The sequence below is a fragment of the Streptomyces sp. NPDC004126 genome, from assembly GCF_050275515.1.
Lineage (GTDB): Bacteria > Actinomycetota > Actinomycetes > Streptomycetales > Streptomycetaceae > Streptomyces.
In genome coordinates, this window is record NZ_JBNNPF010000001.1 from 369441 (window position 1) to 388840 (window position 19400).

Consider the following 19400-nt stretch of genomic DNA (forward strand, 5'->3'; position numbering starts at 1 on the left):
CGGGGCGCGCGGGCGGGGCAGCGGAGGGGGTGCCGGTCAGTGGGCGGCGAGGGCAGCGGTTGCGGTGAGGGCCGGGCGGGGCACGATCGCGGAGGGCAGGACGACGTCCGGCCTCCGGATGGCGGCAAGGTCGGCGAGGACTTCGCGCTTGGCCTGGGCGCGCAGGGCCGGGGTGAAGACGTGTTCCTCGAGCCTGCCGTCTGCGGCGGCGTAGGGGCGGAGCCGGGCCAGGATCCGGGCGGTTGCGGCCGGATGCTCGGCGACGAGGCGGTCGAGAGCGGCGTCCAGGGCCTGGGATCGCAGGTCGAGGTCGGGGGCGACGCGGCGCCGGTCGGTGGCTGTCCCCGCGTACTGGCGGACCAGGCGGGTGTGTTCGGCGCGGCGCTGCCAGATGGCGACCAGGAATCGGCGGGCGTTGAGGATCTTGAAGGCGTCCTGTTCGGGCATGTAGGAGAAGTCGCCGGGCAGGGCCCCGAGGGCGGAGGGGCTGGAGGCGTGGGCCACCGGCACGGTCAGGGTGGCGAGGTCGTCCAGTGCCGTGTTCCAGCGGCGCTGCAGCAGCGGGTGGCGCAGCGCGGGGTCACGGTCGTTCTGGTTGCGGGCGTCGTCAGCGACGGCGCTGCGGAAGGCCACAACTCCCCTGGCCAGCATCTGCTCCACGCTCGGCGTGCTGGGGGCGGTGAGGTGACCGTCGGCCCAGCCCTCCTCGATGGTGTCGAAGATGTCCTTGGCGAGCGGACGAGCGGGCAGGCCCGCGTCGGCCTGGGCCTGGGCGAGGAGCTGGGCGAAGCGGGCTGGGTAGGCGTGGGCGAGCCAGCTGCGGGCGATGGTGACCGTATCGGTGGCCGGAGTCCCCGCGGCAGCGTCGCGCTTACGGGCTTCGGCTCGGCGCAGCGCGGCGGTTTCCCGGTGGACCTGGTGGAGGGCGGTGCGTACCTGCCGCAGCTGGCGGGCGGTCCGGGCGGCGCGAGGGTCGTGGCGGTAGCTCATCCGCTCTGCTGCGACCTGCAGGTCGCCCTCGGCGAAGGTGAGCGCATCGCGCAGGTCGTGCAGAAGGCCGGGGGTGTGGAGGAGGTCGTGCTGGGCGGGGCGCAGGTAGCCGACGGCGTCGGCTATCGCGGCCGTCACCAGGCGATCGAAACGGTCGTGCAGGTAGTCGGTGAACGCTGTGTCGTCGAGGTCGGCGACTTCGCGCAGGCGCAGGCGTCGGTGCTGCGGCTGGGGAGAGTCGGTGGTCGCGGGCATCGTGGTCCTTTTCGAGGGTTCGGGGCTGGGTCGGTCAGGCGGGGACCGTCCGGCGGGTGGCCGGATGGGTGCGGAGTTTCGCGAAGGACACGGCGAGTCCTGCGGCCTGCAGGACGGCGCAGGCGGTGATGGCGTGGCCGAGCAGGTCGGGCGGGGTGAGCGCGACCAGGGCTCCGGCGAGGGGGAACGGAGCGAGCAGCAGCAGGATGATCAGGGAGAGGGTGCTGCCGAATACCTCGGCGGGGACGAGGTGGGCGCGCAGGGTGCGCAGCACCACGGTCATGCCCGCCTCGCCGGCCATCAGCAGCGCCACCAGGACCAGGAAGGTGGTGTAGGTGTCGGCGGCGGCCAGAGCCAGGCAGGCCAGGGAGGCGAGTGCGGCTGCGGTGGCGCCGACCGGCCACAGACCGGCCCGGTCGATCGCGAACCGGGCGAGGGCGACCATGGCCAGGGAGGCGACGGCGGCGGCCGACCAGACAAGGCCGACCTGGCTGCTGGTGCCGCCGAGCTGCTGGATGACCAGGACGGGACCGGCAGCCTGCACGAGGCCGATGGCGGTGTTGGACAGCACCAGCCCGACGCACAGCCAGCCCAGAGCGGGCAGCGAACGCAGGGTCCGCCAGCCGATCTGGAGTCCCTGGGCGACGGGGACCGGGGCGTCCTGGGGCCAGGCGGGGCGCTGGCGGGGGGCCAGGGCCGCCCCGAGCAGGGAGCAGACGGCGATGGTCAGGAGCATCCCGGTCGCGCCGCTGTACTGCAGCAAGACTCCGGCCAGGGCCGGGCCGGCCAGTGTGGCGCCCTGGTCGATGCCCAGCAGGACTGCCTGGACGCGGTGGGCGTGGCCTCCGGCGTCCCGGCTCGCGGCGCCGCCCGCCGTTTCGGCCGCGATGTAGGAGAACTCCGTGAGGACTCCGGTCAAGGCGGCGAGCAGCATGACCGTGGCGATGGCGGCGGTGCCGTCCACGGTGGGGAGCACGAGGGCGGCGGCCAGGACGACGAGCGCGCGCAGGACCGAGGCGATGCGCAGGACGCGGGTGCTGCCGAAGCGGTCCACGGCGGCGCCGGCGAGGGCGAACGCGCCGAGGCGGGGCACCCATTCGAGCATGAAGGCGATGCCGGTCAGGGTGGCCGAGTCGGTAACGGCCAGGACCAGCAACGGGATGCCGTACGTACTCATCGCGAAGGCACCCGCGTCGGCGGTGCGCGGGACGTAGACGCCGCGTACGGGTCCGAAGTCGGGGACGCGGACGTGTCGGCCGGTGGGTGGCCGCAGGGCGGCGTGCTTGGGAGGCATCGTGTTTCCGGGGAGGGTGGGACGGATATGTTCGGGGGCCGGACCACCGGGGTGGTGACCGTCGGTCCGGGCTGTAACGGCCGTTAGTGGGGCCGTGAGCGGGCGCGGGGAAGGCGTCGTGGGGGGCCGGGGCGTGTTGCCGGGTGCGGCGCGGGCGCCGGTGGCGGCCCAGGCGACGGCCGGGGCCGAGCTTGGGGCGGGCCACGGTCAGCACGGTCAGCGCAGTGGCGGCGCCGGCCGCTGGCAGGGCGGCGAGGACCTGCGGGCTGTGCGAGAGGGCTCCGGCGAGCGCGGTACCGGCGGCCTGTCCCGCGCCGACCGCCAAGATCAGCCAGGCGTACGCCTCGGTGGTGCGGGAGGCCGGGGCCAGGGCGTCCACCGTGTGGAAGCCGTTGGTGATGATCAGGGTGAGGAACAGCCCCGGTATCCCGGCGAGGGCGACGGCCGCTCGTGGTCCGGGGTCGGCCAGCAGGGGCAGCCAGCCGAGAAGGAACAGGGTGCTGGTGGTGATCAGTTGGGTGGTTGTGGTGCCGGGCCACGTCCTGCGGGCGTAGACCAGTCCGCCCAGGACGCTGCCGGTGGAGAACGCGGCCGGCAGTACCCCGGAGAGCGTGGGGATGTGGTGGGTGGCGGCCATGTCCGCGGCCCAGACGTTCATCGCGCCGAGTGCGAACCCGGTCCCGGCCAGTGCGGTGAACAGCAGGACCAGGCCCGTGCTGACCAGCTGGCCGGTGCCCGAAGGCCCTTCTGCGGCCGGGCGCCAGTACCTCGACGGGGCGGCGCTCAGGACGATGGCCGATCCCGCGAGCCCGAGGGCCGCGGTGGCCCACAGGGCGGTGTCGGGGTTGTGCGCGGTCGCCAGCCACGAGGCGAGCAGGGGGCCCACGATGTAGAGGAGCCCCTGGGAGCCGGTGTCCAGGGCCTGCACGAGGCGGCGCCGCCCCGCATCGGGCAGGACCGTCGGCCACAACGCGCGCAGGCCGGCCTCCAGCGGTGGGGTGATCAGTCCCGCGAACCCCACGACCGCGGTCACGGCCGCCGGCTGTCCGTGTGCCCCGATCCATGGGAGCGCCGCCAGGCAGGAGGAGTTGAGCAGGACGGCCGGAACGGAGACTCGGGTCTGCCCGTAGCGGTCCATCAGGCGGCCCTTGACCGGCTGTGAGAGGCCCGAGGCCAGCCCGTAGAGCGCGGTGAGGAGACCGGCGAAGGCAAGCGACCCGCCGCCCGCAGTGATCCACAGGACCAGCGAGACGGGGACCATTCCGTTGGGCAGGCGCCCGATCAGGGTGCCGCCCAGCAGGCGGGCCACGTACCGGCTGCCCAGTACGGCCCCGTACGTGGCCGATGGAGCGGTTGCGGTCGAGCGAGCGGTCAACGGGCGAGGCTTTCCGTCAGGGCTCAGCGCCAGGGCGCCGGGAGCGAAGGGGGTACCGGCGGTGGGCGGCCGGAAGGTGGCAGGGAGCGGCGGGGGTTCACCGGCTCGGCCCGCTGGTGGCTGCGGAGAACAGCTCGCCGGGCCGCCAGGCGGTGGCCGGAGCGGGGGCCGGCGGCTGGCGCACGGCGACGGCCTGACTGGTCTTTCGGGCCTGGTGAGCCGCCCACTGCCCAGAGCGGGCGGCGGCCGGGATGCGGGGTGCGCCCCACACGGGGTGGGTTTCGGCGTCCGGGAGCGGGCGGGCGGTGGCCCACGACGACAGGGCTCGGTAGATCGGGGCGAGGGCCTGGCCCGGGGCGGTCAGCTGCAGGGATGCGACGTCATCGCGGGAGACGGAGACGATGCCGTCGTCGATGAGCCGGCGGATCGGCGAGTAGATCGCGCTGGGACTGTGGTCGGCCATCGCCTCGGCGGAGAGCGCGGCCATGGTCGTGGTCCCGCGGGCCTTGAGGGTCCACAGCAGCACGGTGGCGTGCCGGTGGCCGATGACGGCGAGGGTGTCCTCGGCGTTCTGCGCGGCCGGGATCCGCTCGGGTTCGGTCTTCCCGGTCACGCGGTTGAGGACGAGGGTCTTCTCCAGGTGCGCGTCGCCCCAGCCCGCCAGGGCGGTCAGAGAAGGCATCAGTTCCCGGCCGCGGGCGGTCAGGCCGTAGGTGACGTGCAGGCGGGTCTGGGCGGTGCGTTCGACGAGTCCGGCCTCGGACAGCGCCCGCAGCCGGGGGTGGAGCTGGCCGTCGCCGAGCCACGGCAGGTGCTCCTTGAGCTTGGTGTAGCGCAGGGGGCCGGGCTGGGAGGCCAGCGTCATCAGCACCCACACGCTCCAGCGCGGCGCGATCATCTCCAGCGCCTCGGCAACGCGGGGCAGGTCGGTAGAGGGCAGGCGGGCAGCAGCCAAGACGGGAACTCCAGACAGGGATGGTGGAGAAGAAGGAAAAAGGGGAGAGAGGATCAGCGCGAGCGGGCGGGCTCGGAGGGCGCGGCCGGCGCGACGGCAGGAGCCTGGGGCGCGGTGGGCGCCGGGGAGGTGACGTCGGGGACGCGGACCAGGCTGTTCAGCACGTCGCCGAGGACCTGGGCGTGTGAGTCGCGGACGCTGACGGCGTGGGCCAGTCGGCGGGTGGCGTCGGAGATGTGGCCGACGTCCACGGACTCGATCGCGCGGTCGGGGTGAGTCAGCCGGTGGAGCTGCTCGGCGTGGAAGGTGACCGCGTGGTCGGCGTACTGAAGGGCGTCGAAGCTGTTGAGCAGGGCGTGTCGCATGCCGCCGGGTTCGACGTCCGCGGCGAGTTCGGCGACCGGGCGGCCGTAGAGGGCTTCGATCCGCTCGCCCGCCGCCCGGGAGGCAGCGTACGGATCGGGCACTCAGCCTCCCCGGACTGCCGCTCCGCCTGCGGCCCCCGCAGGGACCGGCGGGAGACTCCTGCTCACGGCCGCCGGCCGGAGCGGACCCGTTGCGGCGGGCGGGCGGACTGCTGGCGGTGGCATCGCGGCGAGCAGCTTGTCCAGTGCGGTCCGGTATCCGCTGCGCGCTGCCAGCGCCGCCTCCAACCACTCGGCGTCGAACCGCAGCGCGTCCGAGCTCAGCGAGTCCAGCTCCGTGTCGGGGGCCATCGCCGCGTGAACACGGTCACGGACCCGTACGACCTGCGCCTCGGCCAGGGCGAGGAAGACCCGGAGCTCCAGGGCTCGGACCAGGGCCGGCGAGGCTCCGGGGCGGACCGCGCGCTCGTGGAGCTCGTTCAGCGGGCTGCCGAACACGCCCTCCAGGCGGGCGTCCTGGGTGCTGGGCCTGGGTCCGTCGCTCATCGGAGACCGCCCCGGACCCGCGCGGGCTGTGCCGGAACGGGGGTGGGCAGCGTGGTCGTCACCCGGGGCCCGAACCGCTGCTGGATGCGGGCCTGCTCGGCCGGGGCCTGCAGAAGGAACCTGAGCGTGATGGCCCGGCCGTCACGGGCGGCTACAGCGTGGTTCACCCGGTGGGCCAGCTGCATCACCGGATCGTCCAGCTGATCTCCCACCGCCGTGTCCAGTGCCGCGACCAGGGCGTCCTCGGCAGTCTCCAGCACCTGCTGGGCCTGGGAGAGCAGTCCGTACCAGTGGACCGCCTGGGTGGCACCGGGATGAGCCTGGGGGGCGGCATGAACGGCCTGGGCCAGCTCACTCAGGCCGAGGCCGAACTGGGCCTCGATCCGCGCGGCGAACAGGCCAAGCACGTCACCGTCGAAGACGTCGGGGATGTCGGACACGAAGGGGGCTCCTGGAAGAAGGGAACGTACGGGCGGATCAGTTCGGGCGAAGCTGGTCGTCACGACGGAGGTCGCCGTCGTCGACCCAGCCGGTGACACCCGAAGCGGTGGTGACGTGCAGCCAGGCCCCGTCGGTGACCGAAGCCGTGAACGGCTCCCCGCGAAGGAGCACGCCCACGGCCGCGGAGTCACCGTCGGCACGGGCGTGGACGGCGACGGCGAGCACCGGATCGGCCCGCCGCGCCGTACCGGGCACGGCGTGACGAAGTACCGCGCTGCCGGCGGAACGGGATGGGGCGCCGCTCAGGGTGGTGGCGGTGATGGACGCAGGCGTGTAGCACACAGCGGATGGCTCCAGAGCAGTCAGAACAACGGGCATTGACCGCCCCCAGTGGGTCGGTGGTGTTGCAAAGGGTCCGGAGAATCCCCGGTTTCCGAAACCGGGGATCGGCGGCTATATTGCGCGCCGCGCTCCACCGAAACGGGTCTGACCGCTAGGCCGTGTCTTTCGGATCAGACTGGGACGGCCTCCGGCGCCAAGCGTCTCGGGCCTGGTACTGGCGGCGAACGCTCAATGGCGGGCAGGTCGGATAGGTGGGATCTCGACCGTGAGAGCTGGCTGGCGGATAGCCTGGGTCAAGATCTTCTTCGTCAACCCAGAGGAGTCCTCACGTGCTTGAGCCCAGCGACAGGGACATCAACGACATCACTGCCCACTTCGAGCGCCAGCACTACCTCACTGTGAGCAGGGAGCAGGCCGCGAAGCTCGTGACCGACGCAAAGGACACCAAGAACACCCAGGACAAGCTCCTGGTTTCTGGCACGAGCACGAAGACCGGCGATTCCGGGCGGATCGTGGTCTCCAAGGAGGAGATCATCCGTGCTCTGAGCGTGGTTCCGGAGGCCACACCCTCAGAGTAGGTATGCCGCCTCTTTGGGCCGTTTCATTTTGATCATGAGGTCGTTGGTCTGGCGTGTCGCTGACCTCGCCGGACTCCACCTCGCCGCCATCTTCATCTGTTCCGCAAGGTGATCCGCAGGAAACGAACTAGCCGGGTTCAGCGTCCTTGAGGTCGCCGGGACACCGGCGGCACGGGCGTCGCCAGGGCGGTGGGGGCGGGGCCATGGCGTACGGCCGGAGCCGGCGGCGGCAGCGCCGGGGCCTCCTCGTCCGACCACGCCTCCCACCAGTCCACGGCCGCGGCGTACGTCTCGAAGCCGCCTTCCCGCAGGGTGTGGGTGTTGGAGTCCCAGTCAAACTGCTCCCGCAGGATCCGGAACTCGGGCACCGCCTGGGGATCAAGGGAGCGCAGCATCACTACTGTCTCCACGGGCTCGCGCATGTCGTCGGTGTAGCTGGCCAGCAGGGCGAAGTGGTCACCGTCTCCGCGGACGCGTGCCTCCAGGGCCCGGGTGAGGTCGTCCGCGGGGTCGTGTACGCCCGCCGGCGGGCTGAGCTCGTCGGCGGGGCAGCCGCGGGCTGTCAGGTACGACTGGGCCATCGCGTACAGCGGGAGTTCCTTGGAGTCGACCTCGAAGGTTCGTGCGCTCAGATCGCGGGATACGTGAACGGCCCGCAGCTGCGGGCTTCCCGGGATGCCCCAGGTGGCTCCCTCGTCGAGCAGCACGAAGTAGCTGTCGGTGGGCGTGCGGTACTCGCCGAGCACCTTGAAGGAAGAGATGCCGAGATCGCGGCTGTGCTGCTGGTGGCCGTCGTCGGCGGGCTCGAAACCGTCGATTTCGTAGTCGGGTTGGTGAAGAGGCACGTGTGGCGGGCTGCTTTCTGCAGGGGCGGGCGAAGGCGGACTGCGGGCACCTGTGGTCAGCGGTGTCGGGCCGATGCGGGCCAGGCTCCGGCGGGGCGGGCGGACACGGGGGTGGCCATGGCGGGGGGACGGCGGGTGCCGAGCAGCGCGGTCCGGCCGGTGTCGGTCAAGGTGACCGGCTGGCCGACGGTCAGGGCCCGGGACGTGTCCCGGGTGAGCAGCCCGTGCGCCTCCAGGCGCTGGAACGAAGGAAGTTCGACCAGCCGGCCCTGGACGGTGCGGACCGAGACGCGGTGGGTGAGGAGGTGTTCGCGCATCGTGCCGCCGCCGGCGAGCGAGAGGAGCGCGGCGAAGTCGCTGGGGGTCAGGTCCTCGTCAGCGGGGGCGGGGGCCGGGGTGGCGGCCTTGACCGCCTCCAAGGCAGCAGCGACACCATCCTGCAGCCGGTCTCGGGCGGCCGTGGCCTGGGCCAGTTCGTGCACGGTCCGGCGCAGGCGGTCCAGGAGCGGGGTGTCCACGCGGTAGCTGCCGGACGACAGGCGGGTCAGCGCGTTGCGGTGGTAGGTGACCGCGCCCTCGGCCGTCACCAGTTCCCGGTGCACGGCAGCGAGAGCGGCTCGCTCCGCCGGGAGCAGCCCGCGCAGGTGGTCGTGGTGCAGGACGGCCAGGTCGCCGACCGCTTGCTCGATGGCGGCGTCCAGGGCGGTTGCCGGGGATTCGCGGGTGGTCACGACGGGCGGCAGTCGCAGTCGGCCGGGATGGCGGCCAGGAGGGCCGAGCGGCGGTAGGACTTGCGGCGCCGGCCGTCGCCGTGGGTGATGTCGCGGCTGGCCACTTCGTACGGGCGCAGCAGGGTGGCCAGGCGGGTCTGGGTGAGTTCCGCGTACGGCCAGCGGCCCTCGGCGATACCGGGCAGGGTGCGCAGCTCCGCGACAAGGTCGGCGGAAGGCAGTGCGTCCGGGCTGCCGTGGAAGGCGAAGGCGTCCAGGCAGGCGGCAAGGATGCACGGGGCGGCGAAGGCCGAGTCCGCATTGTCGGCGGGGCGGCCAGGGACGGTCGGCGGCTGCTCGAAGTCCAGGCACGGCGGGCAGCAGCTGTCCGCGCTCAGGAGGTGCGAGACCTGCCGGCCCGCCTTAGCGTGCTCGACCAGCAGATTACTCAGTCCGTCGAGTTCCTTGTCCTGCGCGGCATCGGTGGTGGGCTGCGGTCGGCCGGCCCAGTCGCTCAGTTCCGCCTCCAGTTCCAGCTGGCGTTCGTAAGCATCCAGCAGGGCCTGGTGGCGCGGGTGCGGCGCCGGGCGGGGCTCGAGGAGGGTCGCCATCAGAGCCTGGATCAGCGATGTGGACTGGGCGGTGAGGTTGGTCATCGCGAAGGACCCTTCGGAGAAGTCGTGGTGGTGCGGGCGGGTACGGGGAGGCCGGGGACCGGGAACGCTGCGGCGGGAGGCGCCGTCGTGAGCGGCGGACGCGGGCGGACCTGCGGCGAGAGGGAGCGAGCCGCGTGTGCGCGGGGCCCGGCTGCGGGGCGGGGGCGGCCGACGCGGGCCCGGACGGTGTCGTAGATGTCGTGCTTGGCGCGGGGGCGTACGGCGACGACGTGGATGTCCGTGGGGTGGCTGGACCCGGGCGGGGCCGGGCGGTGGGCGTAGACGATGCGCCACTCGACGCCGGAGCCGAGGTAGAGCTTGCGGTACCCGGACAGCTCCCTGGTGAGCTTGCCGCCCCTCACCTCGGCGCGGACCACGTCTTGGATGAGGGCGAGGCCCAGGTCCCGCATGTCGCCCGGGGCGGCCAGCAAGTCGGCCAGCGCCTCAGGGTGGATGGACAGCCCGAACGCCGCCGGAGGCCGCGGTGGGTGTGTCACGTGGCGGCCCCGACCGGCGAGGATCCTGCGTCGTCCTGCTGGGTTTCGGCATCGCGGGCGGCGGACTTCGCGGACGGGCCCGGGCCGCGCAGCAGGCGGTGCTCCGGACGCTCCGGGTCGGTCTGGCAGGCGCTGAGGGGCCCGCCGGGGGCGCGGACGTAGGCCAGGGCGTGGGTGAGGTAGTCCCGGTGCCACACGGCCATGCCGCTAAGGCCGGCCTCGGGGTCCTTGTGCTGCTGGTAGGCCAGCCACAGTGCGTGCAGCCACGCGACGACGTCGAGGTGTTCCTGCCACTGGTCGCACCACGGTGCTGCGGTGGTGATCTCGGCGCCGTAGACGTCCATGAGGTGGTCGTCCACCCAGTCGGTGAGCGCGGCCAGCTCGTCCTCGAACTCTTCGCCCTCCAGCTCGAGGATGGGCTTGGGGTCCGGCGGCGGGGCCGGGGCAGCGTACGGGGGCATGCCGGGGAATCCCGCGAAGGGCATGCTCGCAGTCATCGGGTCGGCCGGCGGGGCGGAGGCCAGCGTGTCGATCAGGCGGGCCTGCTCGGCCGACTGGTCCAGGAGCTTGCGTACGGACGCCTCGATCGATTCGAGGTCGCCTTCCGGCAGACGGACCGGCTCGATTTCCCCGCCATGACGGGGCTCAGCAGATTCGGACACGAAAAGGGTTCTCCTTGCAGCCGGGGCCGTGGATTCAGTGGCTCCGATGGTCCGGAGAATCCCCGGTTTCGGAAACCGGGGATCTGCCGCTATATTCCGCCCCGCCGCGATCCGGCCAGTGGTGCGGTCCGGTCAGGAGGTCAGGTCGAAATCGTCCTGGGAATGCACCTGCTGGAGGGTCTCGGTGAGCCGGTCGGAGGCGACAGCCGCGTACTCGCTGGTCTTCTCGATGCCGATGAAGCTCCGGCCCTCCAGCAGGGCGGCGACCCCGGTGCTGCCCGATCCGGCACAGAAGTCGAGCACCGTGCCACCCGGCGGGGCGATCTGCACCAGCTGCCGCATCACCTCGACGGGCTTCTGCGTGATGTGCCGGCGGGCCTTGCCCGAAGGCTGCGAGGCACTGAACATCCCCGGCAGGTAGACCGGGTTCGCGGAGGCGTCGATCTTGCCCTTCGCTCCCCAGACGATGAACTCGCAGTCCTGGCGGAACTTGCCCTTCTGCGGCCTGGCCTGCGGCTTGTGCCAGGCCATCACGCCCAGCCACAGCCACCCTGCGGCCTGAAGCGCGTCCGTGGTCGCCGGCAGCTGGCGCCAGTCGGTGAACAGCAACGCCGTCCCGCCGGTCTTCGTAGCCCGGTGGGCCTCGGTCATGATCTGCGTCAGCCACAGCGTGTACGACCGCTGGTCCATGTTCTCGCCGGTGAAGTCCGGCAGGGCGTGCTGGGCATCCGCCGAGACGTACTTCTGGCGGGCCGAGCGGCTCGTGCGCTCCTTGGCAGTCCTGCCACCGGAGTTGTACGGCGGGTCGGTGATGACCGAGTCGGCGCAGCCGTCGGGCAGTGTCGCGAGCACGGTCAGCGCGTCGCCCTGGTGGAGGGAAAACGACAAAAGAGGGACCCCAATTCGATGAGGGATGCGGGTGGAAGGGCTCCGGACCGCGCAGAGGCACACGGCAGAACAAGCCAGTGGCACGCGGGGAGGCCCAAACTGTAGGTCACAATCCCCGGTTGGGAAGCATCGCGGACCAGGAGGCGTGGAATCTCGCGGATTTCGGCGGCGATTTCGGTGACCGGGGATTCGGGCTTACTGTCGTGTCACTGCCCGGCGGACACCGCCGATGGCGTACCCCTTCCCCCTTTTCCCTTTCCCGCAGGAGGCCCCTGTGTTCCGTCCGTGACCCCGCACGCGGCCATCGCCGCCGCCCCCGTCGCTCCCCGCCCGCCGACGACCCTGACACGGAGGCCGCCCATGTACCGCCCCTGCTGACCTGCCCCGCATCCCCGCTACTCCGCAGGACCTGGAGGTCCCCCCTGATGTTCCGCCCGTAACCCCCACCGGCCTGGTGCGCGAGGCAACGCCCACCCGGCACACCCCAGATTCCCCGGCTTCCAGCGCCCGCACCGCTCCAGGAGTTCGCTGATGTTCCGCCCGTAAGACGCCCCCGCGTCCCGCTTCTTCACCGGCCCGCCGCCGCAGGCCGTTCCCCGCACCTTCCTGGAGGCCCGCCCATGTTCCGCCCGTAACTCCCCTCGTCCCGCCGGGTGCGTGAGGCAACACGCACCCGGGCCGGGGCCCTCCGCCCGCCTCCACCGCTCCGGCCGCACGGCCCTTCCCCTTCACACCGTGCGGCCGGGGCCCACCCCCGAGGACCTCACCGTGACCCGTTCCTCCCCATCCCCGAGCACCATCCCCGCGGCCCGCCGACCGGAGGCCGCCCGGGAGTGAAAGGCATCGCCGCCGCGATCGGCGCACTCTGCCTCTCCCCCTTCCTGCTGGCCGGCACCGCTGTGCTCGCCGCCGCCGCGAGCGACTCCTCGGGCCAGGGCACCTCCTGCTTCACCAAGTCGGTCGACACCGAGGCCGTCCGGCGCCAAGTCGCCTCCGTTCTAGGCGGATCCGGCGCCCAGAACGTCCACGTCGATGGCCTCGACCTGCCCGACGAGCAGATACCCCACGCCCGCACCATCGTCGCCACCGGCATCACGCTCGAAGTACCCGAGCGCGGCCAGATCGTGGCCCTGGCCACCGCCATCCAGGAAAGCCGGCTGCGCAACCTCAACTACGGCGACCGCGACTCGCTGGGCTTGTTCCAGCAGCGACCCAGCGCGGGGTGGGGTACTCCCGTCCAGGTCCGCGATCCCGTCTACGCCAGCACGAAGTTCTACCAGGGCCTGCTGAAGGTCCCCGGCTGGCAGCAGATGACGATCACGCAGGCCGCGCAGGCCGTCCAATTGAGCGGGTTCCCCGACGCGTACGCCCAGTGGGAGCCTCTCGCCCGCGCGCTGCAGCAGGCCATCGCCCCGACGCTGAAGGGTGCCCGGCCGCCCGCCGACGGCCAGACCCCGGGCCTCCCGGCAACGGACCCGTGCACCCCGGGCGACGACGGCAGCGGCTCCGGACCGATCCCCGAAGGGGCCGTCCCCAAGGGCTACTCGATCCCCGCCGACGCCGACCCCCGCGCCAAGACCGCCATCACCTGGGCCATGAACCAACTCGGCACCCTCTACCAGTGGGGCGGCTCCTGCCTCGCGCCCCACGGCCCGGACCCCATGGGCCGGTGCGACTGCAGCTCGCTGACCCAGCAGGCGTACAAGAAGGCCGGGATCACCCTGACCCGGACCACGTACACCCAGGTCAAGGAAGGCAACGCGGTCCCACTGAACCAGCTTCGCCCCGGCGACCTGCTGTTCAGCCGCGGCACCCCTGCCGTCCCCGAGCACGTCGGTATCTACGCCGGCCACGGCTACGTCATCGAGGCCCCGCGCACCGGAAAGCCGGTCCGCTTCGCCACCGTCGCGGATTTCGCCGCGCACAGCGCACGTCGCCTCCCGTGACACCGGTCCGCCCGGCCGGCCCATGAGGCACCGGGCGGACCGGGCCACCTTCGCGCCGCAGAGCGCCCCCTTCCCCTCCCCCCTTCTTCCTTCCTGTTCCCCGGCAGGACCCGTCGTGTCCTGCGCATGCAAGGAGCGCCCCCATCTCCCCCGCCACCCTCACCCCACCCCTGTCCGAACGCCTCACCCTGCTCGCCTACGATCCGGGGGTCTCGCCCAAGGGCGGCGGCCTGCCCGGCCTCGAAGTCCTGCGCACCGTCGTCAACTCGATCAACCTCTTCGGCATCGTCGCGGTGGTCGGCGCGCTCGCCGTCAGCCTCGGCGTGTGGGCCTGGGGCCACCACTCCGGCGGCCACCAGGCCGAAGCCAACGGGAAGAAAGGCGCGGTCGTCGCCGCCGGCGCCGCCCTCGGCCTCGGCGCGGCCAACGGCATCGTCGCGTTCTTCAGCGCCCTCGGCCAGCAGGTCCACTGATGAGGAAACGTTCCCTCGACGCTCTCGGTATCGGCTGGCAGCCGCCCCGGCGCGTCCTGCTCGCCGCAGGCGTCCTGGCCGTGCTCCTCGTGCTGGCCGGCGCTGCCGCCTGGTGGACAGGCCGCAGCCAGAGCAGCGCCGCGTCCGCCCCGCACACCGGGTCCTCGGCATCGCCGAAGAACACCTCGGCTCCCGTGCCGAAGCCGCCCCCGGGCGGGTCCAAGGTCGCCGGCCCTCCGCCGATCGCGGACCCGCTGGCCTTCGCCCGGGCGAGCGCGGTGATGCTGTGGACCTTCGACGCCCGCACCACCAGCCGTGACGACCAGCTCGCCGGCATGCACACCTGGATGACCGGCGAAACCGCGTACGCCGACTGGGACTCCGTCCAGGCCCAGATCCCCGACCCCCTCCTGTGGTCCCGCCTCAAGGACAACGCCCAGCACGCCAGCGCCACCACCTCCGAGGCGCACTATCCCTCGGCGTTCAAGCAGGCCCTGGCCGAGAACCCGCAGGCGATCACCGAGGCATACGTCTACGCCGTCACCGTCCGCGGCAAGACACAGCTCGCCTGGACCGGCGGCGGAGGTGGCGCCGAGGACCGCCAGATCACCCTCGCCGTCCAGTGCCGCCCCGGCAAGGACTGCCGCCTGGTCGCCGTAGCTCCACGCGTCGCCCCGTAGCCGTTCCCCTCTCCCCGAAAGGACGCCCGCGTGGGCTTCTGTGACCTGCCCGTCGCCGGCAGACTTTGCACTGTCGGCGACGTGATCGACTTCGCCTCCGACCCCGTCGGCGCCATCGGGGACTGGATGGCGAAGAGCGCCGGCGACCTCGCCGCCGCCGCGGCCGACCTCGCCGCGAAGGCCATCAACCGGACCACCGACATCGACCTCGGTGCCGGCTGGTTCCGCGACAACTACGAGACGATCCTGCCCATCGGCCTGCTCCTGCTGGTCGCGACGTTCTGCGCCCAACTCGTACGGGCGGCCATCAAGCGTGACGGCCAGGCGCTGACCCAGGCCGTCACCGGCACAGCTTCCGGCGTGCTGTTCGCGTTCTGCGCCATCGCCTTCACCAAGGTGGCCCTCGAAGTCGTCGACGCGTTGTCCGACGGGCTCTTCAAGGCATCGGGGACAGACATGTCCACGGCCGTCAGGAGAGTCGTCAAGATCTCCCAGATCGGCGCCATCTCCGGCATGGGTTGGCTCGTCGCCGTCGTCGCCGCCTGCGCGAGCGCGATCGGGCTGTTCCTCTTCTGGGGCGTGATGATGGTCCGCAAGGTCGGCATCCTGATCTTGGTGACCCTCGCGGTCTTCGCGGGGTCCGGCGGCGGCTGGGAAGTCGCCCGCCGCTGGCGGCGCGGCTGGATCGAAGCCACCGCAACCCTCGTGGTGTCGAAGCTGCTGATGACGATCATCTTCGTGCTCGGCATCGCGGCCATGAGCAAGACCGAAGCCAAGGACGGCGTCGCCGCCCTCGCCGACATGGCGGCAGGCATGGTGATCATGCTCCTTGTGCTGCTCTGCCCGTACATGGTGTTCAAATTCGCCCACTGGGCGAGCGAAGGCACGGACGGCGAGTCGATTCACCGAGCCGGTGGCGCGGGCGCCCAGATGGCCCGCCAGCACGCCGAGAACGCCGGACGCAAGGCGGCTTCCGCGGCAGCCACCGCAGGCACCGGCGGCGCGGCGGCCGGCGCCGGGGCCGCAGGCGGCGGAGGCTTCCCCGGCGACATCGCCGCCAATCCCACCGGCGGCATGAGCATGGACAAGGACGACTCCGGAGGCGACAGCTCCGGCAGCGGCTTCCGCGACCTCATGGAGCAGTCCGGCACCCCGCAGAACCAGAACAACACGGGTCAAGGCGGCGGCCAGGACAGCAGTGCGCCGAGCTGGGGCGGCCAGCAGGGCGAGTGGAGCAGCAGTGCTCCCTCCGATCCGATGCCTCCGGCCCACGGAGCCCCCTCCACCGGCGACAGCACCCAGTCCACCTCACCGACCGGCCTGTAACCCCACCCGCCCCGCCCGGGGCAGGGCCCGCCCTCTTCACCGCGCGCCCTGCCCCGGCCCGACCCGACCCGGACCCGAACCTTGTCCTCCGAAGTTCTCCCGCTCACCGTCAAGTTCCCCCACCGGTCCCGGCGCGGCATCCTGCTGGGCCTGAGCCTCCCCCAGCTCGTTCTCGTCTCCTCGGCGCTCGCGCTGCTCCTGGTCACCGTGGTGACCTCCGGCCTGATGGGCGCCGTCGTCCTGGCCCCCCTGTGGATCACCACCGCCGTCCTGGTCGGCGTACGACGGGAGGGCCGGTCCTTGATCGACTGGGCACCGCTGGTCGCCCGGTACGCCCATCGCCGCCGGACCGGGCAGACAATGTGGCGCTCCCGGCCCGTCTCCCGGCCCAAGGTCGAAGGGCTCCTCCACCTGCCGGGAACGACCGCGTCCCTGCGGGTGGCCACGTCCGCCTCCGGCGCCGCCGCCGTCCACGATCCCCACCGGCAGACCCTGACCGCCGTCGCCAAGGTCAGCTCCCGCGCCTTCGCCCTGCTCGATCCCGCCACCCAGAACAGCAACGTCTCCGCCTGGGGCCGGGCGCTGGCGGGTATCGCCCGTACCGGCCACGTCGCCACCGTCCAGGTCCTGGAGCGCACGGTGCCGGACTCCGGAGACAGCCTCGCCCGGCACTGGGCCGAGCACGGCAACCCCCAGGCCCCCGTCGCCGGACAGATCTACTCCGCGCTCGTCGAATCCGCCGGGCCGGCCGCGGCCCCGCATGAGAGTTACCTCGCCATCGCCCTGGACCTCAAGGCCGCGAAGCGGCTGGTCAGCCAGGCCGGAGGCGGGCTCGACGGTGCCTTCACCGTCATGGCGCAGACCACCGCGTCTGTCGCCCAGGCCGCTCGCACCGCCGGGCTCACCGTCACCGGCTGGCTGGGGCCGCGGGAGATCGCAGCCGTGCTGCGCACCGCCTACGACCCCGCCGCCACCGCCCGCCTCCAGCAGTGGTCCTCCACCGGTCGCGCCGAAGCCGACCCGGCCGCAGCCGGTCCCGTCGCCCAGGTCGAGGAGACCGACAGGGTGATCACCGACTCCGCCCGGCACACCACCTACTGGATCGAGAACTGGCCCCGGGTCGAGACCCACGCCGGATTCCTGCACAACATCATGTTCAGCACCGGCGTGCGGCGCACCTTCTCCCTCATCTACGCACCCCAGGGCATCGACTCCGCGCTGCGCGATGTCCAGCGCCGCAAGGCGGCGATCATCGCGGACGCCTCCGAGCGCCGCCGCCGCGGCCAGGTGGAGTCCGAGGCGGACAACGTCGAGTACGCGGACGTCAAGACCCGCGAGAAGCAGCTGATCTCCGGGCACGCGGACGTCGCGCTGACCGGACTGCTCACCGTTTCCGCCGACACCGACGCCCACCTGGACGCAGCCTGCGCACAGATCGAAACGGCTGCCGCTGGCGCCCAGGTGGACCTGCGGCGCCTGATCTACCAGCAGACGGACGCCTTCACCGCCGGCGCTCTCCCGCTGGCCCGCAACACCCTCTAACCCGTCCGCCCGTCCGCCATCTTGGCGTCCATCCCCAGCGAGAAGCCCTTGTCACCTGACGACCGCCGCGACGCCCTCCCCACGAGCGACGCCCACCCGTATCTCCGGGCGGCCACCGCCGGCCTGCGCCACCACACGCGCACCCTCACCGCACAGGCTTCCACCGGCGAGAGCGGCCGGCCCGCCGACCGGCCTCACCTCGACAGTCTGCACGCCCACCTCACCACCCTGCACCGCCTGCTGGACCAGCTCGCTGAACACACCCGGCCCGAGCGCCCCGCCTCCGGGCGACACCTGGCCACCGCCCACGCCCGCCTCTGGCAGGCAGCCGATTCCGTCCACGCCGCGTTCCACCTGCTGCCCGCCTCAGCCCCCGGCGGCAGCGACTGCCAGCCCGAGCGGCTCCCCGAAGGCCCGCCCGTACTGACCATCTGCCAGCGCCACCTGGCCGCTTCCCACGCCGTACGGCGCAGGACCACGGCCGCCGACCTCGCCGCCCCGGCGTCCTGAACACCCCCGCCCCGGAAACGAGCGAGCACCGTTGTCCCACCGCCGCGCCAGCGCGACCCCCCTGTTCACCCCGAACAACATCGACCGCGCCCAGCGCCGGGCGCTTCGCAAACAGACAGCCCGCGCCGAAGCCCGAGCGCGCACCGCCGCCGGCCCCGAAGCGGGCCAGCACCCCACCGAGGCCGTCTACCCCGACGCGGTCTATCCGCTCGCCGGACGCCCCGGTCCCGCGTCCGCCCGCGGCAGCCGCCTGAAGCTGCCCGCCCACCGCATGACCACGGCCGTGGCCAGTGCCGCCTATCCCTTCCTCGCCGAAGGCGGGCTCGGCGCCGACGGCATCTACATCGGCCGCGACCTCCACGCGGAAGGCAGCTTTACCTTCGACCCGTTCAGCCTCTACGGGAAGGTTGAGGGTTTCACCAACCCGAACCTGCTGCTCGCGGGGGTGATCGGGCAGGGCAAGAGCGCCCTGGCCAAGAGCCTGGCCTTGCGCAGCGTGGCGTTCGGGTACCGGGTGTACGTGCCGTGCGACCCGAAGGGTGAATGGAGCGCGGTCGCCACCGCCTTGGGCGGCACGGCCATTGCACTGGGGCCGGGTCTGCCCGGCAGGCTGAATCCCCTGGACTCGGCGCCCCGTCCGCCCTCCGTACCGGAGGCGGAATGGGAAGGCGAGGTCCGCAAACGCCGTCTGCTGCTCCTCGGCTCCCTGGCCCGCACCGTCCTGGGCCGGGACCTGCTCCCCATGGAGCACACCGTCCTGGACGTCGCGCTCGACGCCGCCGCCGCCCGCGCGGCGGCCAGTGGCCGGCCCCCGCTGCTCGGCGACATCGCCCACGCCCTGGCCGACGGACCGAGCCTCGACCTCGCCGGCGGCCTGCTGGCAGGACGGCTCGGGGAGGCCGCCCGCGACCTCGCCCACGCCATGCGCCGCTTGGTCTACGGAGACCTCGCCGGCATGTTCGACGCACCCTCCACCAGCGCCTTCAACCCGTACAGCCCGATGCTGTCCATCGATCTGTCCCGCCTCGGCGGCAGCGACGACACCGCCCTGGTCCTGGCCATGACGTGCGCCTCTGCCTGGATGGAATCCGCGCTCACCGACCCCTACGGCGGCCGACGGTGGGTGATCTACGACGAGGCATGGAGGTTGATGAGGCATCCGCCCCTCCTGATGCGCATGCAGGCCCAGTGGAAGCTCTCCCGCGGCCTGGGCATCGCCAACGCCATGGTCATCCACAGGCTCTCCGACCTGCTCACCGCGGGCGACGCCGGCAGCCAGAGCCGGGCACTGGCCGAGGGATTGCTCGCCGACTGCAGCACCCGCGTGATCTACCGCCAGGAGACCGACCAGCTGCACGCCGCCGCCGGACTCCTCGGACTCACCAGCGTCGAAACCTCCGCGCTGTCCCACCTCAGCCGAGGCCGCGGCCTGTGGAAGGTCGCAGGCCGGAGCTTCGTGGTCCAGCACCAGCTGCACCCCGCTGAACTGCAGCTCTTCGACACAGACGCCCGCATGCACTGACC

Annotated in this window: 21 protein-coding genes and 1 pseudogene; 8 read left to right on the forward strand and 14 right to left on the reverse strand. The window is 72.4% G+C overall.

All coding sequences use genetic code 11. From position 1 onward, the window contains the following. Positions 1 to 36 precede the first annotated feature (36 nt). The 8 genes and pseudogenes from ACQKM2_RS01715 to ACQKM2_RS01750 all read right to left on the reverse strand — a co-directional run bounded on the left by ACQKM2_RS01715 (position 37) and on the right by ACQKM2_RS01750 (position 6476). Positions 37 to 1245: a hypothetical protein gene (locus tag ACQKM2_RS01715; protein WP_427705325.1), complete on the reverse strand. Its 1209-nt coding sequence runs from the start codon at positions 1243 to 1245 to the stop codon at positions 37 to 39. 34 nt (positions 1246 to 1279) lie between these two features. Further along, a complete protein-coding gene (locus ACQKM2_RS01720) occupies positions 1280 to 2539 on the reverse strand; it encodes an MFS transporter (protein ID WP_427705328.1) in 1260 nt (419 codons plus the stop codon). A gap of 403 nt (positions 2540 to 2942) precedes the next feature. Further along, a pseudogene (locus ACQKM2_RS01725) lies at positions 2943 to 3848 on the reverse strand (MFS transporter); the annotation flags it as partial. A gap of 163 nt (positions 3849 to 4011) precedes the next feature. Beyond that, a complete protein-coding gene (locus tag ACQKM2_RS01730; protein ID WP_427705331.1) occupies positions 4012 to 4869 on the reverse strand; it encodes a winged helix-turn-helix transcriptional regulator in 858 nt (285 codons plus the stop codon). Positions 4870 to 4922: 53 nt separating this feature from the next. Further along, entirely contained in the window at positions 4923 to 5336 is a 414-nt protein-coding gene (locus ACQKM2_RS01735) for a hypothetical protein (protein ID WP_427705333.1), read from the reverse strand. Continuing rightward, positions 5337 to 5780 (reverse strand): hypothetical protein, encoded by a 444-nt coding sequence (locus tag ACQKM2_RS01740; RefSeq protein WP_427705335.1) that lies wholly within the window; start codon positions 5778 to 5780, stop codon positions 5337 to 5339. After that, positions 5777 to 6220: a hypothetical protein gene (locus ACQKM2_RS01745; protein WP_427705338.1), complete on the reverse strand. Its 444-nt coding sequence runs from the start codon at positions 6218 to 6220 to the stop codon at positions 5777 to 5779. The genes ACQKM2_RS01740 and ACQKM2_RS01745 overlap by 4 nt, the downstream gene beginning before the upstream one ends. Positions 6221 to 6257: 37 nt before the next feature. Next, on the reverse strand, positions 6258 to 6476 hold the full coding sequence (locus ACQKM2_RS01750) for an SH3 domain-containing protein (protein ID WP_427705341.1): 219 nt from the start codon (positions 6474 to 6476) through the stop codon (positions 6258 to 6260). A gap of 416 nt (positions 6477 to 6892) precedes the next feature. Between ACQKM2_RS01750 and ACQKM2_RS01755 the strand changes: the two genes are divergently transcribed. Then, positions 6893 to 7141 carry a hypothetical protein gene (locus ACQKM2_RS01755; RefSeq protein WP_427705344.1) on the forward strand — a complete coding sequence of 83 codons (249 nt, stop codon included), beginning with the start codon at positions 6893 to 6895 and terminating at the stop codon, positions 7139 to 7141. A 137-nt stretch (positions 7142 to 7278) separates the two neighbouring features. Here ACQKM2_RS01755 and ACQKM2_RS01760 read toward each other — a convergent pair whose 3' ends face one another. From ACQKM2_RS01760 to ACQKM2_RS01785, 6 genes are all read right to left on the reverse strand, one after another. Next, positions 7279 to 7986, reverse strand: a complete 708-nt coding sequence (locus ACQKM2_RS01760; protein WP_427705346.1) for a hypothetical protein — start codon at positions 7984 to 7986, stop codon at positions 7279 to 7281. Positions 7987 to 8042: 56 nt separating this feature from the next. After that, positions 8043 to 8717 carry a hypothetical protein gene (locus ACQKM2_RS01765; RefSeq protein WP_427705348.1) on the reverse strand — a complete coding sequence of 225 codons (675 nt, stop codon included), beginning with the start codon at positions 8715 to 8717 and terminating at the stop codon, positions 8043 to 8045. After that, positions 8714 to 9352 (reverse strand): DUF3631 domain-containing protein, encoded by a 639-nt coding sequence (locus tag ACQKM2_RS01770; RefSeq protein WP_427705350.1) that lies wholly within the window; start codon positions 9350 to 9352, stop codon positions 8714 to 8716. Before ACQKM2_RS01770 ends, ACQKM2_RS01765 begins: the two co-directional genes overlap by 4 nt. Then, the gene (locus ACQKM2_RS01775) at positions 9349 to 9849 is read right to left on the reverse strand and encodes a hypothetical protein (protein ID WP_427705352.1); all 501 of its coding nucleotides are present in this window, start codon (positions 9847 to 9849) and stop codon (positions 9349 to 9351) included. Before ACQKM2_RS01775 ends, ACQKM2_RS01770 begins: the two co-directional genes overlap by 4 nt. Next, positions 9846 to 10511 carry a DUF4913 domain-containing protein gene (locus ACQKM2_RS01780; RefSeq protein ID WP_427705354.1) on the reverse strand — a complete coding sequence of 222 codons (666 nt, stop codon included), beginning with the start codon at positions 10509 to 10511 and terminating at the stop codon, positions 9846 to 9848. Before ACQKM2_RS01780 ends, ACQKM2_RS01775 begins: the two co-directional genes overlap by 4 nt. A 132-nt stretch (positions 10512 to 10643) precedes the next feature. Beyond that, positions 10644 to 11399 (reverse strand): DNA-methyltransferase, encoded by a 756-nt coding sequence (locus ACQKM2_RS01785; RefSeq protein ID WP_427705356.1) that lies wholly within the window; start codon positions 11397 to 11399, stop codon positions 10644 to 10646. An 833-nt stretch (positions 11400 to 12232) separates the two neighbouring features. Between ACQKM2_RS01785 and ACQKM2_RS01790 the strand changes: the two genes are divergently transcribed. From ACQKM2_RS01790 to ACQKM2_RS01820, 7 genes are all read left to right on the forward strand, one after another. Continuing rightward, a complete protein-coding gene (locus tag ACQKM2_RS01790) occupies positions 12233 to 13345 on the forward strand; it encodes a C40 family peptidase (RefSeq protein ID WP_427705359.1) in 1113 nt (370 codons plus the stop codon). 170 nt (positions 13346 to 13515) lie between these two features. Then, positions 13516 to 13818, forward strand: coding sequence for a DUF6112 family protein (locus ACQKM2_RS01795; protein ID WP_427705722.1), 303 nt, complete (start codon positions 13516 to 13518; stop codon positions 13816 to 13818). Further along, on the forward strand, positions 13818 to 14498 hold the full coding sequence (locus ACQKM2_RS01800; protein ID WP_427705361.1) for a hypothetical protein: 681 nt from the start codon (positions 13818 to 13820) through the stop codon (positions 14496 to 14498). The genes ACQKM2_RS01795 and ACQKM2_RS01800 overlap by 1 nt, the downstream gene beginning before the upstream one ends. A gap of 30 nt (positions 14499 to 14528) precedes the next feature. Continuing rightward, the gene (locus ACQKM2_RS01805; protein WP_427705363.1) at positions 14529 to 15824 is read left to right on the forward strand and encodes an SCO6881 family protein; all 1296 of its coding nucleotides are present in this window, start codon (positions 14529 to 14531) and stop codon (positions 15822 to 15824) included. An 81-nt stretch (positions 15825 to 15905) separates the two neighbouring features. After that, a complete protein-coding gene (locus tag ACQKM2_RS01810) occupies positions 15906 to 17366 on the forward strand; it encodes an SCO6880 family protein (protein WP_427705365.1) in 1461 nt (486 codons plus the stop codon). A gap of 48 nt (positions 17367 to 17414) precedes the next feature. Further along, positions 17415 to 17876 (forward strand): DUF6238 family protein, encoded by a 462-nt coding sequence (locus ACQKM2_RS01815; protein WP_427705367.1) that lies wholly within the window; start codon positions 17415 to 17417, stop codon positions 17874 to 17876. Between the two features lie 31 nt (positions 17877 to 17907). Next, positions 17908 to 19398 (forward strand): ATP-binding protein, encoded by a 1491-nt coding sequence (locus tag ACQKM2_RS01820; RefSeq protein ID WP_427705369.1) that lies wholly within the window; start codon positions 17908 to 17910, stop codon positions 19396 to 19398. The last annotated feature ends 2 nt before the right edge of the window (positions 19399 to 19400 follow it).

Coding starts and splice junctions, on each gene's coding strand:
- ACQKM2_RS01715 (WP_427705325.1), bottom strand. CDS start 1,245: ATGCCCGCGACCACCGACTCTCCCCAGCCGCAGCACCGACGCCTGCGC.
- ACQKM2_RS01720 (WP_427705328.1), bottom strand. CDS start 2,539: ATGCCTCCCAAGCACGCCGCCCTGCGGCCACCCACCGGCCGACACGTC.
- ACQKM2_RS01740 (WP_427705335.1), bottom strand. CDS start 5,780: ATGAGCGACGGACCCAGGCCCAGCACCCAGGACGCCCGCCTGGAGGGC.
- ACQKM2_RS01770 (WP_427705350.1), bottom strand. CDS start 9,352: ATGACCAACCTCACCGCCCAGTCCACATCGCTGATCCAGGCTCTGATG.
- ACQKM2_RS01800 (WP_427705361.1), top strand. CDS start 13,818: ATGAGGAAACGTTCCCTCGACGCTCTCGGTATCGGCTGGCAGCCGCCC.